Source organism: Rhodococcus sp. 06-221-2 (assembly GCF_002258365.1).
In the GTDB taxonomy this organism is placed as follows: Bacteria; Actinomycetota; Actinomycetes; order Mycobacteriales; family Mycobacteriaceae; genus Rhodococcoides; species Rhodococcoides fascians.
In genome coordinates, this window is record NZ_NOYJ01000011.1 from 1 (window position 1) to 15,694 (window position 15,694).

General features: G+C 65.9%; 16 protein-coding genes. 2 read left to right on the plus strand and 14 right to left on the minus strand.

Translation table 11 applies throughout. The features are described 5' to 3' along the window. Positions 1 to 137: 137 nt before the first annotated feature. Together CH281_RS05980 and CH281_RS05985 are read right to left on the minus strand one after the other, a co-directional pair. Complete coding sequence (locus CH281_RS05980; protein ID WP_094693412.1) at positions 138 to 2,198, minus strand: MDR family MFS transporter; 2,061 nt, start codon at positions 2,196 to 2,198, stop codon at positions 138 to 140. A gap of 3 nt (positions 2,199 to 2,201) precedes the next feature. Beyond that, positions 2,202 to 2,687: a MarR family winged helix-turn-helix transcriptional regulator gene (locus CH281_RS05985; protein ID WP_094693414.1), complete on the minus strand. Its 486-nt coding sequence runs from the start codon at positions 2,685 to 2,687 to the stop codon at positions 2,202 to 2,204. A 226-nt stretch (positions 2,688 to 2,913) separates the two neighbouring features. Between CH281_RS05985 and CH281_RS05990 the strand changes: the two genes are divergently transcribed. Further along, a complete protein-coding gene (locus CH281_RS05990) occupies positions 2,914 to 3,264 on the plus strand; it encodes a VOC family protein (protein ID WP_094693416.1) in 351 nt (116 codons plus the stop codon). Positions 3,265 to 3,266: 2 nt separating this feature from the next. On the opposite strand, the gene CH281_RS05995 is transcribed toward CH281_RS05990, so the two are convergent. From CH281_RS05995 to CH281_RS06035, 9 genes are all read right to left on the minus strand, one after another. Beyond that, positions 3,267 to 4,382 (minus strand): TDT family transporter, encoded by a 1,116-nt coding sequence (locus CH281_RS05995; RefSeq protein ID WP_094693496.1) that lies wholly within the window; start codon positions 4,380 to 4,382, stop codon positions 3,267 to 3,269. Between the two features lie 68 nt (positions 4,383 to 4,450). Beyond that, on the minus strand, positions 4,451 to 5,359 hold the full coding sequence (locus CH281_RS06000; protein WP_032391161.1) for a LysR family transcriptional regulator: 909 nt from the start codon (positions 5,357 to 5,359) through the stop codon (positions 4,451 to 4,453). 24 nt (positions 5,360 to 5,383) lie between these two features. Then, positions 5,384 to 6,244 (minus strand): GIY-YIG nuclease family protein, encoded by an 861-nt coding sequence (locus tag CH281_RS06005; protein WP_052054712.1) that lies wholly within the window; start codon positions 6,242 to 6,244, stop codon positions 5,384 to 5,386. Further along, on the minus strand, positions 6,228 to 7,418 hold the full coding sequence (locus CH281_RS06010; RefSeq protein ID WP_256983373.1) for a DNA cytosine methyltransferase: 1,191 nt from the start codon (positions 7,416 to 7,418) through the stop codon (positions 6,228 to 6,230). Before CH281_RS06010 ends, CH281_RS06005 begins: the two co-directional genes overlap by 17 nt. Before the next feature lie 35 nt (positions 7,419 to 7,453). Beyond that, positions 7,454 to 8,398, minus strand: a complete 945-nt coding sequence (locus CH281_RS06015; RefSeq protein ID WP_256983374.1) for a copper resistance D family protein — start codon at positions 8,396 to 8,398, stop codon at positions 7,454 to 7,456. A 16-nt stretch (positions 8,399 to 8,414) separates the two neighbouring features. After that, the gene (locus tag CH281_RS06020) at positions 8,415 to 8,996 is read right to left on the minus strand and encodes a copper resistance CopC family protein (RefSeq protein WP_027494867.1); all 582 of its coding nucleotides are present in this window, start codon (positions 8,994 to 8,996) and stop codon (positions 8,415 to 8,417) included. After that, positions 8,993 to 9,655 carry a YcnI family copper-binding membrane protein gene (locus CH281_RS06025; protein WP_094693418.1) on the minus strand — a complete coding sequence of 221 codons (663 nt, stop codon included), beginning with the start codon at positions 9,653 to 9,655 and terminating at the stop codon, positions 8,993 to 8,995. The genes CH281_RS06020 and CH281_RS06025 overlap by 4 nt, the downstream gene beginning before the upstream one ends. 50 nt (positions 9,656 to 9,705) lie before the next feature. Then, positions 9,706 to 10,239 carry a hypothetical protein gene (locus tag CH281_RS06030; RefSeq protein ID WP_094693420.1) on the minus strand — a complete coding sequence of 178 codons (534 nt, stop codon included), beginning with the start codon at positions 10,237 to 10,239 and terminating at the stop codon, positions 9,706 to 9,708. 16 nt (positions 10,240 to 10,255) lie between these two features. After that, positions 10,256 to 10,906 carry a DUF6474 family protein gene (locus tag CH281_RS06035; RefSeq protein WP_027494864.1) on the minus strand — a complete coding sequence of 217 codons (651 nt, stop codon included), beginning with the start codon at positions 10,904 to 10,906 and terminating at the stop codon, positions 10,256 to 10,258. Positions 10,907 to 11,035: 129 nt separating this feature from the next. Between CH281_RS06035 and CH281_RS06040 the strand changes: the two genes are divergently transcribed. Continuing rightward, positions 11,036 to 12,658 (plus strand): TM0106 family RecB-like putative nuclease, encoded by a 1,623-nt coding sequence (locus CH281_RS06040; protein ID WP_094693422.1) that lies wholly within the window; start codon positions 11,036 to 11,038, stop codon positions 12,656 to 12,658. Between the two features lie 40 nt (positions 12,659 to 12,698). Here the strand turns inward: CH281_RS06040 and CH281_RS06045 are convergent, their stop codons facing one another. The 3 genes from CH281_RS06045 to CH281_RS06055 all read right to left on the minus strand — a co-directional run bounded on the left by CH281_RS06045 (position 12,699) and on the right by CH281_RS06055 (position 15,494). Beyond that, positions 12,699 to 13,466 (minus strand): SDR family NAD(P)-dependent oxidoreductase, encoded by a 768-nt coding sequence (locus CH281_RS06045; RefSeq protein WP_027494862.1) that lies wholly within the window; start codon positions 13,464 to 13,466, stop codon positions 12,699 to 12,701. A 112-nt stretch (positions 13,467 to 13,578) separates the two neighbouring features. Continuing rightward, on the minus strand, positions 13,579 to 14,595 hold the full coding sequence (locus tag CH281_RS06050) for a hypothetical protein (RefSeq protein ID WP_045841519.1): 1,017 nt from the start codon (positions 14,593 to 14,595) through the stop codon (positions 13,579 to 13,581). Beyond that, complete coding sequence (locus CH281_RS06055; protein WP_373453876.1) at positions 14,592 to 15,494, minus strand: sensor histidine kinase; 903 nt, start codon at positions 15,492 to 15,494, stop codon at positions 14,592 to 14,594. The genes CH281_RS06050 and CH281_RS06055 overlap by 4 nt, the downstream gene beginning before the upstream one ends. Positions 15,495 to 15,694: the final 200 nt, after the last annotated feature.

Genomic DNA, 15,694 nt, shown 5'->3' on the forward strand with positions numbered 1-15,694 from the left:
GTCCAACGCCTCGAAAAACCGCACCTTCAACCCAGCACATGCCACGATCCCCGCAACTCCCTCAAATCGAGGGTGTTGCGGGGATCGTTAGAACCCGCCTTCCGGGTGTGCGGGGCCTTTCGCTGTTCAGAGTCGAATCAGTTGACGCTGTGGCCGTTCAGTCCGGCGTTGGCGTAGTGATTGTGGCTGTCGGGAATGTGGTTGTCTCCCAACACCCGAGCCACCTGCTGCTCGCTGAGTCCGAGTCGACGAAGTCGCTCGCACACTGCATCGAAGTCGAGCATCTTGGCGTCGAGTTCCTGCTGCAGCTCGATCACCTCGGCGCGAATGGCCTCGGCCTCGTCGAGTGCGGTCAACGTGTCCTCGGGCTGGGGCAGCAGCAGCGTGAGCAGTCGATCACGGGCATCGGTGCTCAGTCCATCGAAGGGACGCTGACCCGGCTGAGCTTCGTGGCGACCTTCGTTGCGACGCTCGAAGCGCCGTTCGTTGCCGTACTGCGCTCCGACGTAATCCTGGGTCGCCCCGAAGGACGGGATCTCGGCGAGCTGTTCCCGACGCTCGGGCTGTGCCTGAGCATCACCGTCGAGATCGTTCTGGTCCAGTTCGGTCTTGTCCAGATCGGCAACGGGTCCCTGAGCCGGTGCCGACGCGATGTCGATCGTCTTGCGCAGCGGGCGATTCGGGATGAAGACCACTGCGATGAGCGTGACGATCGCAACGAAGCCGGCGATCATGAAGATGCGTCCGGTCGCGTCGCCGTATGCGGTGCGGATGACGCTGACGATCGGAGCAGGCAGTGCCGTGAGGTCGAGGGATCCGCCGCCTCCGGCCGATCCGTCCACACCGAGCTGCGCCAAACCGGCTGCCGACTTCTCGGCGACCCGGGTTGCCAGCAGCGAACCGAGAACCGAGACGCCGATCGCTCCGCCGAAGGTACGGAAGAAGGCAACCGTCGACGATGCTGCACCGACGTTCTGCACACTGACCGTGTTCTGCACTGCGAGAACGAGATTCTGCATCAGCATGCCGGTACCGAGACCGACGATGGTGATGAAGATGCCGACCGTCACCAGGCTGGTGGCGTGGTCGATGGTGCCCAGCAGCAGGAATCCGATGACCAGCAGGACGGAGCCGGTAACGATGAACGGCTTCCACTGACCGAACTTGGTGATCAGCTGACCGGAGCCCACGGAGGCGACAAGCATGCCGAATACCAGTGGGATGGACAGCAATCCAGCTTCGGTGGGGGTGTAGCCGCGAGCAGTCTGGAAGTACTGGCCGAGGAACGTGGTGGCTCCGAAGAGGCCGACGCCGACGGCGATGGACGCGATGATGGCCAGGCCGGTGGTGCGCTCGGTGACGATCTTGAGCGGGATGATCGGCGACTTGTGCCGAGCCTCGACGATGATCGTCAGGACGAGCAGCGCAACTCCGCCGCCCACGAGGTACGCGGTCTCACGAGAGATCCAGGCGTAGTAGTCGGCCTTGCCTGCGAACGAAACCCACACGAGGAGAACAGACACGCCTGCGGTCAGCAGAAGTGCGCCGAGCCAGTCGATGGAGACATTGTCCTTGCGGACGGTCTTGATGTGCAGCGTCTTCTGCAGCAGGCCGAGGGCGATGACAGCCAACGGGACGCAGACGAAGAAGCACCAGCGCCACCCGAGGGGGCTGTCGACGATGACGCCGCCGAGGATGGGGCCACCGGACATCGATACGGCCATGACGGCACCGGTGTAACCGGAGTAGCGGCCACGATCACGCGGGGAGACGATGGTTCCGATGATGGCGATGACGAGTGCCGTCAGGCCACCCATGCCGATGCCCTGCACCACACGTGCGGCGAGCAGCACCGGAACGTTGTGCGCGAAGCCGGCGATGAGCGAGCCCGCGACGAAGATCAGAATCGAGCTCTGGACCAAGACCTTCTTGTTGAACAGGTCGGCGAGCTTGCCCCAGATGGGCGTCGACGCGGCGTTGGCCAACAGGGCGGTGGTGATGACCCAGGCGTACGCGGTCTGCGAACCCTTCAGGTCACCGATGATGGTCGGCAATGCGGTCGAGACGATGGTGGTGCTCAGCAGCGCGGTGAACAGCGCGGCCAGCAGACCGGTGAGGGCTTCGAGGATCTGGCGATGCGTCATCGCATCGGGATCGGCGACTGCCTGATTCGGCGGATTCTCCGCGGATGTTGTCATTGGTTATCTCGCAATCAATTCAATGCGGGCCACGTCCTGGTGCTGGGCGTGGGCGTCTTCGGTGAACGTGTCGTTGAGCTTGCGGATGGAATCGAGGGCATCGAGCGCCTCGGTTTCGCTCCATTCGCTCAACATCTCTGCCAGGCGACGAGCTCGCCTGTCCCAAATCTGTTTCAGTCGAGCTTGGCCTTCGCCCGACACGCAGACCCGGGACGCTCTTCTGTCGTCCGGATCGGGATGCCGATCGATGTAGCCGAGTTCGACCAGGTCCGCGATCTGCCGGCTGAGGGCGGACTGGCTGACGCAGAGCCTGCTGGCGAGGTCGGTCTGTCTGCATTCACCCTCTGTCGCGAGGATGGCCAGAACTCCGGTCAGCGCCTGCGGCAACGGTGAATCCTCGACTCCGGTGGTCACGGCCCGCTTCAGCGTGCGCCCGAAGAGGAAAACCTCTTCGACGAGCGATTCCGCTGTCGTGGATTGAACTGCCATGAGTACTCCAACGCTGAGTTCGATTTACTTGCTGTCTGCAACCATATATATACATACATGCGCTAAGCAAACAATATTCCTGTCTGGTGGGTCACAGCGTCGTGGCGAGGTGGGGCCGAGGTGGGGGATCGGCTCCCCCGATCTGGATTCCAGCCTGCGATCGGCGGCACAAATCCGAAACTGGGGAGCCGATCCCGGGCCCAGGGGAGGGCGATACAGTCCGAACATGGACGTTGTGCGCGCGATGCCCCTGCTCACGGTCACCGATCTCGATGCGGCGCTGGACGCGTATGTCCAGGTCACCGGCATGGAGGTGGTGATGAACCACGGTTGGATCGCCACACTTGCGTCACCGGGGTACAGCAACGCGCAACTGAGTCTGATCACCGTCGACCCCACCGGTCCGGTGAATCCGTCCGCGTCTCTCGAAGTGGACGACGTCGACGCGGCCTACCGCGCCGCGGTGGGTGCACATCTCGAGATCGTGTACGAGATCACCAACGAGGAGTGGGGCGTGCGCCGATTCTTCTTCCGAGACGCGGGCGGCAACGTGGTGAACGTGCTCGCGCACATGTGAGATCAGCTGGGCTGCAGCAGGTTTCCTCGCCACACGCCTCGGACAGTTCGAGTGGCGACAGTGATCCAGGCCGTCACGAGCACGACGTACAGGAGTACGGCAAGGGCACGGACCGCGCCGAAATCGAGGGCATTGCCCATCGCGGTCGCTCCGGTGACGCAGGTGCCGATCGGGAACGTGAACGACCACCACGTCAGTGAGAAGCTCATCTTCTTGCGCGCCGCGTGCACGGTCAGGGCAGTGGCCAGTGCGAACATCAGCGCGCCGAATCCGCCCATGATCAGTCCGTAGCCGATCCCGACGACGTGCAGCCCGACGGCGATCGACGACTGCGGACCGGTGAACACCATCGATGCATCGGTGCCGAGCAGGTTCGCCGCCGTGATCGACTGGCCGATCAACCCCAGCGTGATCCAGACCGTCGGAGCCGCGTCGACGGACGACAGACCGCCGTGCAGCAGGCGTCCGTAGATCAACGTCATGGTGAGCATTCCGACGATCAGCGACAGCCCGAACATCGCGTAGCACGCGCACAGCAGCGCCAACCGCCACTGGCCGTCGGGCAGATGCGGAAGCAACAACGCTCCGGTCGATGCAGACACCATCGGCGGGACGACGGGCATCAACCACGCCGGCAATGCCGTGACCTGCTCTCGGGGACCGGCCGTAACCATGCGAAACGGCACCGCGACGCTGGTGAGCAGGCCGGTGATCGTGCCGACGACCCACAGGACTGCGAACAGTGCCGTGGCCGCCGTGGGACCGATGAGGTCTCCGCCGAGAAGGCCGGCCCCGGCACCGACGGTGAGCAAGGCCATGGGCGGTGCGCCGTAGAACTGCATCATCACCGGGTGCTGCGCGTAGTCGACTGCGCGTGCGCGGTAACCGATCCAATGCTGCACGAACGCCGCGCCGATCACTGCGAGTGCTGCGGCAGCGAGTACCCATACGACGACGGCGAAGACGTGCAACGCAGGAAGGTCGACGGGAAGTGTGGCGGCCGCGGTGGCGACGATGCCGGTTCCCATGACGGCGGCGAACCAGTTGGGGGTGATGTGCTCGACGGTCCGCCTGCGCGACAGCCGGGGTGCATACGAGACGGACTCGAGGACGGTCATGACTTCACTGTGCGCGACGCGGCCCATGTCCGGTAGGCAGCAATTCGCCATCCAGTCATAACCGGAGATTATGGCTGGATGGACCCTGCGACCGTCAGAAGTTCTGCGGCCGGGCCACTGGGCTCACGGCCCGATCGCCAGATGGCGCGCAAGTCTCTGTGCAGGGACAGATCGGGGAGCGGCACTCCGATCAGACTGCCCGCCGCCAGCTCCGTCGCGACGGCCAGTGAACTGAGGACGGCACCGCCGATCCCCGCCGCCACAGCGGACTTGATAGCCGTCGTCGACGACACTTCCAGTAGAGGAGTCGTGGGCGGGCCGAAACCTGCTGCAGCAACCGAACTCTCGTACACGGACCTGGTTCCCGACCCGGCCTCGCGGGTGACCAGCGCCGTCTCGACTACCTGCGCGGTCGACGGTGCAGTGTGTGCCCACGGATGTCCGGGTGCCACGACGAGAACCAGTTCGTCGGTTGCGACGGTGCGGTACGTGAGTTCGGCCTGGACACTGGGGTTTTCGATGAACCCCAGGTCTGCGTCTCCGGCGAGCACCGTCGCGGCGACCACCGCCGAATTGCCCGAGCTCAGCGTGGGCACGATCTGGGGCAATTTTGTATGCAGTGTGACCAGCCATCTCGGCAGAAGATATTCGGCGACAGTCTGACTGGCCGCGATCTGCAGGTGACCGATGCGCTCGGCGTGCAGCGTGGCGATCGCCGTCGCCAAGTCCTCTGCCGACCGGACGACCGGCGCTGCCCAACTCGCGACGAGCTCGCCGAACTCGGTCAGCACCGTTCCGCGTGCGCCCCGCTTCAACAACGGCGCTCCGACGCGACGCTCCAGCGCGCGAATGCGAGAACTTGCCGCGGGCTGCGACATGCCGTGGGCGTGTCCGGCACGGCCGATGCTGCCGAGCTCTGCCACCGACAGCAACAGATCGATGCTGGTGAGATCGGCAACGTGAGGGGGAAGCGGCACAGGTCGAGCCTACGGCGACGGGAGTCAGTAGTCGCTGAACAGGTCCAGCTCGGCGTCGGGCTCGGGTAGGTCCTCTGGGTCTCCGGGGTCGTCTGGATCTTCGGGATCGCTACGTTCGTGCAGCACCGAACCCACCAGGGCGGTGACGTCGATGGCCGCGGGATCGGGAATGGGGTGACCCTCGACGAAGGCGAGTCGCTCTGCAGACAAATACGCCAGCCGCACCGCCTGCACCACCAGGACGCGTCGCAGACCCTCGGACACCTCGCCGCGCTCGCGAGTGACCGCAGCCAATCGGGAGATGGTCTCCGCGCGCCGCGCGATCCGAATGTCGGGGTGCCCGCGCTCTATTCGGATCTGCTCGGAGATCAGCGACCGCCGCAGTGACGCAGGCAGAGTGATGGGCTCGGAGACCGGCGGGATCTTCTCGTTCAGAATTGCCTTGTGACGCGACCTGTCGATGGCCTCGAGGTACGCCGTGTACTCGTGGGCGTTCAAATCGCGTTCGGCTGCGCGGAATTGTTCTGCGCCGTCGGACTTCTTGAGGTCCTCGTACTGCCAGAGCGGCCAGATCTCGATCTCCGCGACCTCGAACACGTCCAGCACTCGCATCGCGACGGCGTCGGTCCGCTGATTGGTCAGATGCCGCTGCACCCGAACGCTGAGCTTCTCCTTGGTCTGCCCCACGTAGATCGGCTCGCCGTCGTAGTCGTAGAACGCATACACGCCCCACTTGGCCGCCGACCAGACGCGTCCTCGATCGTCCTTCTCGCTCAGCACTTCTCGCAGTGCAGCTCGAAATGACTGCACATCGTCCGCAGGCAGACTGCTCTTGCGCGGCGCGACCGCCGACGCCCGCAGCGAGGACTTACCGTGACTGGACATGCGCAGCAGTCGCATTCGGCGCGATGGAACCGAGTGTCCCGTTCACCAGGGGCATCAGGTAGTGCTCCGCCAGCCACGCGACCACCGGAACACACACCGCATCACCGAAACCGAAGAGCGCCTGGTTGTTCCGCAGACCGCCGAGTGTGTAGTCGCCGGCTCCCATCAAGCGGGCGTACTCGAGAGGCGTCATCCAGCGCACCTGCAACCGGCCGTGGCCGATTTTGACCACCGCCTGCTTCGACGACCCACCGCGCGCAGTGCGCAGGCAGCCGGAGATGTCGTCGGGGCGGGCCTCCCACACAGCGACGCCATTGCGCGTACGACGGTAGGCGGTGCGGTAACTGACCTTGCGTGCCTTCTTCAGAATCGCGATGCGCTGCAACTGAATCGGAGACAACGAGCGTACGAACGCCTCGGTGCGGTCTGCATCCCACCAGCGCTCGTCGCGGTAATCCATCCGCTCGACCAGATCGCCGAGACCACTGGTCAACGGGATCGGCGGGCTGGGCAGCGGAGCCCGATGCGTCGACAGCGTCGAATCGCCGTAGACCGCCTGCAACCAATCCGGACGCAGTTCGCTGTTGGGATCGCGGGCATCCTCCGGCGGATGTTGTGCACCGATCAGGAACAAACGAGGACGGGACTGCGGGACGAACCGTCGAGCATCGATGGTGAGGACGTCCACCGAATAGCCGAGTTCGTTGAGCTCACGGACCGCGGCCGCCAGATCGTCGCCCCCATGACTGGTGGCCAGACCGACGACGTTCTCCAGCGCGACCACCTCGGGACGACCGTCACCCATTTCGTCCAACACCCGAGTGAAGTGCCGAAATGTCGAGGAGTTCTTGCCCGCGAGACCGGCCCGGCCCCCGGCCAACGACAGATCCGTGCACGGAAACGACGCCCATGCCAACGACAGACCGTCCGGCAGATCGTCGCCGCGCGTGCCGGCGACGTCCCCAAGCTGGAAATGGGCCGCGTCGTCACCGAAGTGTTGGCGATACATATGGTGCTTGTCGCGCTCGATGTCGTTGGCCCAGCACACCTCGAAACCGGCCTGCTCCAGGCCCATTCGCACCAAACCGATACCGGCGAAGAACTCGGCGACCGTGGGAATCCGATCGCGCGCGGACACCGAGGAACCACCCGGCACCACAGTCAACTTCGGCATGCACTCAGGCTAGTACAGAGCCCCGACAGACTCGCTTAGGCCGTGGTCGCCAGCGCCGCCGCCAGTCCGAACGCCACCGTCAGCAGACAGACATGAGCGGCAGCTCGTCCCACCGAGTAGTCCGCCGTGGAGCGGTGCGCAGTGGCGGTCGGCAACCACGTGCGGCGGATCCGAGATGCCACGGCCACCAGGATCACGGTCATCACGACTTTGGCGAGAACGATTCGGCCGTAACCTGTCTCGATCGCAGCGGCCGGGCTCTCCAACTTCAGGACCGCGTCGAATACGCCGGTCACGGCCACCCCGACGACGCACCACAGCGCGATCCGGGAATAGGCCGGTAAAAGCGTCGCCCACGCTGTCTTGGTCCGCAGACTCAGCGCCATCGCGCCGAGCACACCGAGCCACACCGAGGCGCACACCACATGAACGGCAACGGCAATGGACCCGAATGCGAATTGCGACATGTGTCCGGTGATCGGTCGCGCGACCAGGGCCAGCGCCGCCAGTGTGACCACGGGAACCGGGGACCAGGATGCGTCTCGTCGATATCCGAGTACGCCCATGGCGCACAGAACGAGCGCGAGGAGCACCGTCGTCGCGCCGAGTCGACCGACGGAGATCGACGCGACGAAGGCCGCAAATGCACTCGGCGACAGCGCCGTCACTGCTCGGCCCTCGGCCTCGGCTGCGGCCGCTGCCAACAGGACGAACTCGGCCACCGCCCACAGACCCGACAGGAACCCGATCGACCGCCACATCACCAGCGAGTCGAGGGCGGGGCGTCGAGATGCGGAATTACCGTCCAGGACAGCGAGAATTCCGAACCCCAACACCACCGAGCCCGACGCGACAGCGATGACGCGGAGCCACGACGACCCGCTGGGAAAGGTGGGGTACGCCAGTGCGAACGCTGCCGCGACCCCCACCACCGCCGAGGCTGCGGCGGCGAGCACGAGCCGAACGCTCCTCTCGCTCACCGCAGCCACGTCGGATCTACTTCTCGCTCTTCGGCTTACGCTGGTCTTCTGGCTTACGCTGGTCTTTCGGCTTACGCAGTGCGAATGCCAACGCTCCACCGAAGGCGAGGACCGCAACCACGACCAGCACGATGGGACCGTAGCCGCCGAGGAACCCGTCCTCGGACTCTTCCGAGGTACCCGACGCATCGGCCGGTGCCCCGGGTGTTCCGGACCCTTCCTGCGTCAGCGTGAACGTGGCCGTGCCGCTCACCGGATGACCGTCTGCCGAGGTGATGCGGTAGGCGAGGGTGTACTCGCCGGCAGGGCCCAGATCACCGACATCGACGACCACGCTCTGGCCCTCGATGCGAGCATCGCCCTTCGACCAGATGTTGCCGTCGGGGCCGACGACGTTGAGCGTGGCGAACTGCGACTGCGGCACCTCGTTGAAGGTCACCGATGCCGTCGCCGGAGATGCGTCGAGCGAGGAGCCGTCGGCCGGGCTGTACCCGGTGACCTGCGAATGAGCCGAGGCCATCGGAGCCGCGATCAGCAGTGCCAGCAAGGCCACCGCCGATACGACCACCGCTTTGGCGGACACGGTCAGCGCCCTCACGAGCGTCGGCTCCGCACGGTTGCACCGATGCCAAGGCCGGCGCCGACGGCACCGAGAACGAGCCCGGCACCGGCAATCCAACGGGCGGTGGTGTCCGAGGAGGACGTGGACGTCTGCTCGGCTGCGTCCGTCGTCTCGGCGTGGGCTCCGCCGTGCGCGTCACCGCTCGATGCTGCGAGGGTCAGTGTGGGAGCGGGCAATTCGGGCTCGCTGCCGTCCTCGGTCATCGGCTCGTTCCACTCGACGACCTCACCGTCGGTGTAGGTCTGCGTGGCCGGGAACGACACGGTCTCCTGCTCGGGCAGTGGCCCCGCCGAGAGCAGGAACTGCTGGAACTGGCCCGGACCGACCTCGGCACCGGGATTCGCCGTCCACGTCACCGACACGGCGAGATCGGCAGAGTCCTTCTCGACGGTGGACGTCCACCCCGGAATGGGCTGGGTGCGAGCAGAATTGAGGCCGGGCAAGGTGACCTTGACCGAGTTGGTCGATGCGGTATCGGACTCGGTGGGGACGCGGAACGTCAGGACCGAGTAGCCGCCCTGCGCGGCGTCGGGCGCGGAGACGACCACATGGGCGGAGGCTGCGCCTGCGCCGATCAGCAGTGCGCCGACGGTGGCACCGGATACGAACAAGGCACGCGAAATGGAACTCTTCATGATTGTTGGGTCATTTCTGTACGAAGGTGAAAGGGGATGTCGGATCAGAGTTACGAGCTGACCGACATCGGGGGCCCACGACGAGAAATGGCCCAGTCCAGGGCAATACCGTGCGCCGACGGCATCGCGACGGAGAACCGGACGCGACCGACAGCAGAACCGTCGGGCAGGGGAGTGAGGAGCGCGAGAACGGCACGAACGATCGATGTGATCGGGCCGTAGAGACGTTCGGCTGCGGCGATCAACAGCGCGGCGACCAGCGACGCGGCCGCGTGAAAGCCGATCATCGCGGCGCTGGGCAGCAGCGAATGGCTGTGTGACGAGCCCGACATGCCGGCCATGTCGCTCAGGCTCAGTGCGGTATGAGCGAGGAGTTGGCCACCCATCAGGGCGGGCAACAGAACGGTCGAGCGACGCGGAACGGCAGTCATGGCACCGACGCCGAGGCTGACCACGATCAGCAGAGCCAATCCCGATCCGCTGAGATAGCCGCCGCCCGCCATTCCGTGTGCAGCCACCGCGAGCGCGGCGGTGACCGTACCGACAGCTCCGCCGCGAAGCGGTGCAGCAGAGCCGTCGGTCATCGGATGGTCGGTGAGATCAGCGCACGCCGAGGCGAGCGAGCACGTCCGCTTCGATGCCGTCGAGCTCAGCGGAAATGGCGGCGTGGGCAGTCTTGCGACGTGCGGGCGGCATCTGCTCGGCGGCGCGGACAGCGGTGGTCAGATCGTCGAGACGCTCGCTGATCGCGGCACCGAAACTCTTGGTCTCCGGATCCGAATGACGCGATCCGATGGTGCTCAGCGACTTCTCGGCACCGGCGATCCGGGCACTGAGCTTGCCGCCGTGGCCCGAGTACTCGCTCAGCTGGTCGGGTGCGACACCCAGCTGCTGCGCCTTGCGGTTGTCGAGCTGCCCACGAACGACGGTGGCAGCGCGGTAGGCGATCGGAGCCAGCACCGGCAGCAGAAGCCGAGCAATACCGAGATACTTACGAATCTGAGCCACGTTCAGCGTGCCGGCCGCAGCCGCCTTCTGCTGCGCCCGCAACGCCGAGACCTGCGCCTTCTCGACGTTCTTCTGCGACTTCGCCTCCACCGCGCTGAGCTTGCGCTGCGCCTTGGCGATCGACTTCAGCTGCTTGCGCTCGTTCTTCGCGCCGAGCTTCGCCTCCAGAGTGGCCTTGTGCTTGAGGGCCTTCGCCTCCGCCTTGCGAGTGGCACGACCTTTGCGCTTACGGAACAGACCCATCGACAAGGCTCCTGACATGTGCTGCTAGGCGGTAACGGTGCGTTCCACACAGCCTAATGGGTCATTCCGCAGGCTCCACTCCCGCCTGATAGGCAGCTGTTCTTCTTCGGCTGTCGGAGGGCTCACCTAATGTCTAGCGGTGTGAACGGTCAACGAGATGCGGCAGCGTCGCACGCACCTGTGCTGCTCGACGCCGGATCGTTGACGCGATGTCGGCACCGGCTCTATCTCGACACCGCCTACGGGGCGCTCCTGCGCGGTGAACCCGAGAATCCCGGGGTGCGGCAACGCCGAGAGGCGGCCCAGGCGCATCGCGAGAACATTCGCGCGCAGTTGGCAGCGGCCGACCCCATGCAGTGGACCGAGATCGACGAGCCCACGGCCCGTGCTGCGGCCGATGCGACCGTCGCGGCCTGCCGCGCAGGCGTCGAACGTATCTGGAATGCAGTTCTGCCACTCGAACGCGATACCGGCCGCCGCGGACGGAGCGAGCTTCTCGTGCGTGACGCGTCGGGCGGCTACATTCCGGTGATCGTCGTCAATCACAAGGTGACCGACCCCGGGCGCGGTGCGCGCACCACACCGCTCACGCACTGGGCTCCGGCCGTCGACGAGACCCGCAAGGTGCGCAGCCAGCTGCGCGATCAGCTCCGCCTCGCGCACCTGTACCGCATGCTCGCCCACGAGGGCTTGGCCACGGCTACCCCGGTCGGGGGCGCAGTGGGTTATCGCGGAGAGTGCGTGTTGGTACACGACCTGACTGCCGCGCTCGACGAATACGACATTCGCTTCGCGGACCGGCTCGCTGTCGCGAGCGGTGACGCGGTGACCGTTCCCTCGCAGATCAGCGAATGCCGTTCGTGTGCTTGGTGGTTCGACTGCAAGCCGCAGTTGGTGGCGGCCCGCGACGTCTCACTCGTCGCATCGGGATCTCGAGCGGACGTGCTGCGCAGCGCTGGAGTGCGGACGATCGACGAACTGGCGCAATGGACCGGTCCGGCTCCCGAGGAGTGGCCCTTCGGCAACTTCGACGACGCGGTGTCCGCGGCGCTGGCTTGGCGTGCCGACGTGCCGCTGCTGCGTCGATCGGAGACCGTGACGGTCCACCGCGCCGACGTGGAGGTGGACGTGGACATGGAGAGCTATCAGGAGCACGGCGCGTACCTGTGGGGCACGCTCCTCACCGAGGCAGGTGGACCGCCGCCGGAGTATCGCGGCTTCGTCACGTGGGATCCGCTGCCCACCGGCGACGAGGGACGCTCGTTCGCGGTGTTCTGGAACTGGTTGATGGACACGCGAGCCGATGCCGCGGCTCGCGGCAAAACCTTTGCAGCGTATTGCTATTCGAGACAAGCCGAGGACAAGTGGTTACTCGACTCGGCCCGACGCTTCGCCGACGTCCCCGGAGTGCCCACCGAGGCGCAGATACGCGAATTCATCGACAGCGAGCAGTGGGTGGATATCTATCAGGCCGTCAGTGACCAGTTCATCTGCCCGAACGGCAAGGGGCTGAAGAAGATTGCCCCGGTGGCCGGATTCTCCTGGCGCGACGAGGAAGCCGGCGGCGAGGCGTCGATGGGCTGGTACCGCGAGGCTGTCGGATACGACGCCGATCCCGATCACACCCAGCGAGAACGGCTACTCGTCTACAACGAGGACGATGTGCTCGCCACCAAAGTGTTGCGCGAGTGGATGTCCGACCGCGCCGAGCACGAGATCCCGACCGTGGCGGACCTGCGCGCTCGCGTGTGACCCCGCGCCCGAGAAGTCGGGGCCACACGCGAAAGGACTTCTAGCGCGGTGCCATCCGGATCGCGCCGTCCATGCGGATCGTTTCGCCGTTGAGATAGTCGTGCTCGGCGATCATCTGCACCAGCTGGGCGTACTCGCTGGGCTGCGCGAGACGCGACGGGAAGGGCACGGACGCCTCGAGGCCCTGACGGTATTCCTCGGTGACACCGGCGAGCATCGGGGTGTCGACGATGCCGGGGGCGATGGTGTTCACGCGGATGCCGACCTGGGCCAGGTCACGGGCCGCGGTGATGGTCATCGCGTGCACGCCGCCCTTGGAGGCGGTGTAGGCGATCTGGCCGATCTGACCCTCGAACGCGGCGACCGATGCGGTGTTGATGACAACGCCGCGCTGGCCGGCGTCGTCGACGGTGGACTGCGACTGAATGCGGTTGGCGGCCAGCCGCATCACGTTGAACGTGCCGAGCAGGTTGATGGTGATGACCGTGCGGAACAGCTCGAGATCGTGCGGTCCCTTCTTGGACAGGATGCGACCCGCCCAGCCCACGCCCGCACAGTTGACGACGATGCGCAGCGGCACACCGGACTCGACGATCGTGTCCAGTGCGGCCTCCACCTCGGCCTCACTGGTGACGTCGGCGGGAATGAGGGTCACGCCGTCCGGGACACTGTCTCCGGCGCGCTCGATGGACTGCGGCAGATCGAGACCGAACACCGTGACGCCCGCGCCTGCCAGACGTGCTGCGGTTGCTGCTCCGAGGCCCGACGCGCCACCGGTGACGAGTGCTGCTGTTCCTGAAATCTCCACGTCGTACGATCCCCTTCGTTAGCGGTGTCGGGTCGCGGCACAGGCAGCGACCACGCTGTGTTCTGCACCATAACCGGCGGGGGACCTCACCCCACTCCCAGGCACCCGCCGATCAGGGCAGAATGCGGCCGGAGTCGTCGTACTCGACTCGCTGAGCGCCGTCACCGAGGTCGTCGAGCAGGATCGTCGCCGCGGCCGGTCTGCCCGGAGGCAGCAGGCGAACCGTCACCGATCCCGTCACGGCACCGTCCAGACTGCTCGACGCCCCCGCCGCGATGTCGTTGCGGACCTTCTCGCTCAATGCTGTGGGGCTTCGGTCGTCGAGCATCGTGACCTCGACGCCACGGGCGCGAGCCGAGCGTGCCGCTCTGGCCAACTCGGGCAGTACGAGCCCGCGAGCCCGCAGGGTGTCGCGGAGCTCGGCTTCGAGGAGTCGGCACGCCAGGACTTCCTCGTCGGTGAGATCGGGGCCGTCCGCGATGCGCTGCAGGAGCGGGCGGGCGAGCGTATCGAGACTGGCCAGGCGGGCGTCACGTTCTTCGAGTACCGCCGCAGCGGCGGCCTGGGCGGCGATGCGGATGGTGGATTGTTCACGGAGCTCGAAGATCGCTGCACCGAGGGGTCGGATGGTGAAGGCGAAGAACGTCGCCATCAACAACGGAGCAATATTGATGGCGCTGAACGACAACCCGAACAGTGCGCCTTGACCCGTCCAGGCTGCCCAACCGACGACGACAGACATCGTGAGCGCGAGTCCGAACCACGCGGCCGGCGTGCGGCCACGGACACACATGAACGTGTAGATCACGACGGACATACCCAGAGGCCAGGACTGCAGACTGCCGGTCAGCGGCACCGGCACCACGGCGAAGACGAACGACGCGGCCACCGGCCCGGACACTGTGAGCAACGCCGTGGACCGTGGGCTCAGCGGATCCCCCGGCGCTCTGAGCAGCAGGATGACCGCGGCCGAGAACACCAGCACCGAGACGAACGGCGGCCACACCGCGGACATACCCTTCAGCGTCGCCGACGCACACACGGCGCACGCGAGGATGTAGAAGCCGGCGACTGCGTACGCGGCCCCCGACTTCATCGACAGCAGGTCGCGAACATCCTCGCCGTTCATCGCGCCCAGCTCAATCGCACAGTGGTTCCGCGGCGGGAGGTGTCGATCTCGGCCGAACCGCCGTCGAGCTGATGCATCCGCCCCTCGATGCTGACGGCGACGCCGAGTCGGTGCGGAGGCACCGAGCGTCGATCGAAGCCGATACCGTTGTCTCGCACGATGACTCGCAGTGCCGACGGGGCCAGCGAGACCGTCACCGATCTGGTCGACGCCTGAGCGTGAACGACGCTGTTGCGCAGTGCTTCTGCTAGTGCGCCCGCGATCGACCGGACCGCATCGGCAGGGTAGTTCGCCGAGGAATCGGCGGGGTCCTCGCGGACCCTGAAATCGATCGACTCGTCGACTGTCGATGCGGAGGCCCGCATCAGAGCGATCGTGTCGTCGACGGTGAAATCGTGTGTCGCAGTGTCGGTGTGTAGTCCGTCCAGATGGGCCAATGCCGAACGTGCTTGACGGGCCAGGCTGGCAGTGCGGCCCTGGCGAGCGACCGCCAGCAGTGACGACATGACCTCGTCGTGGATGAGGGCGTCGAACCGTTCCCGTTCGACTTCGCGTGCATTCGCCGCAGCCGCCCGTGCGGCATCGCCGTGGGTGGCGCTGATGGTGGCGTCGAGAATGCGACCGGTACGCAGTGCGGCCAGAGTCGCCGCGACGAACACCGTGCAGAACATCAGCCCGAAGAATATTTCGGCGATGATGTTGCTGCGAGGAAACGGCTCTCGCACAGCTTGATTGATCAGTTGCACGATCACCACCGAGACGGCCGTGTGCACGAATGCCGGGATGGGTCGCCACACGGTCGCGGCCGCGAGTGAGGCCAGGCCGGGGAATGCGGACAGGAACATTCCGCTCCGATCGAAGGTGGTCCCGTCCCAGGCCACCCACCACAGCAGGGCCATGACCGGGAATGCCAACGCTGCGATCGAACCCGCAACCTGGCTGACCCTGATGCTCGGGTGAAAGGTGAAGGCTCCGAACGCGAGACCGGTACCGAACACGACGATCACGGCGGCCGGGGTCCACCACCCGGGGACGGTGACGCTGCTGCGCGCGATGTCGGGAACGAGCAGCAGTAGATATGCCGCGTAGCCGGTACCGA

Bases quoted from the DNA above. Each gene is read 5' to 3' on its own strand.
- CH281_RS05980 (WP_094693412.1), bottom strand. From the start codon at position 2,198: ATGACAACATCCGCGGAGAATCCGCCGAATCAGGCAGTCGCCGATCCC.
- CH281_RS05985 (WP_094693414.1), bottom strand. From the start codon at position 2,687: ATGGCAGTTCAATCCACGACAGCGGAATCGCTCGTCGAAGAGGTTTTC.
- CH281_RS05990 (WP_094693416.1), top strand. From the start codon at position 2,914: ATGGACGTTGTGCGCGCGATGCCCCTGCTCACGGTCACCGATCTCGAT.
- CH281_RS05995 (WP_094693496.1), bottom strand. From the start codon at position 4,382: ATGACCGTCCTCGAGTCCGTCTCGTATGCACCCCGGCTGTCGCGCAGG.
- CH281_RS06005 (WP_052054712.1), bottom strand. From the start codon at position 6,244: ATGTCCAGTCACGGTAAGTCCTCGCTGCGGGCGTCGGCGGTCGCGCCG.
- CH281_RS06010 (WP_256983373.1), bottom strand. From the start codon at position 7,418: ATGCCGAAGTTGACTGTGGTGCCGGGTGGTTCCTCGGTGTCCGCGCGC.
- CH281_RS06025 (WP_094693418.1), bottom strand. From the start codon at position 9,655: ATGAAGAGTTCCATTTCGCGTGCCTTGTTCGTATCCGGTGCCACCGTC.
- CH281_RS06030 (WP_094693420.1), bottom strand. From the start codon at position 10,239: ATGACCGACGGCTCTGCTGCACCGCTTCGCGGCGGAGCTGTCGGTACG.
- CH281_RS06035 (WP_027494864.1), bottom strand. From the start codon at position 10,906: ATGGGTCTGTTCCGTAAGCGCAAAGGTCGTGCCACTCGCAAGGCGGAG.
- CH281_RS06040 (WP_094693422.1), top strand. From the start codon at position 11,036: ATGTCTAGCGGTGTGAACGGTCAACGAGATGCGGCAGCGTCGCACGCA.
- CH281_RS06050 (WP_045841519.1), bottom strand. From the start codon at position 14,595: ATGAACGGCGAGGATGTTCGCGACCTGCTGTCGATGAAGTCGGGGGCC.
- CH281_RS06055 (WP_373453876.1), bottom strand. From the start codon at position 15,494: ATGGCCCTGCTGTGGTGGGTGGCCTGGGACGGGACCACCTTCGATCGG.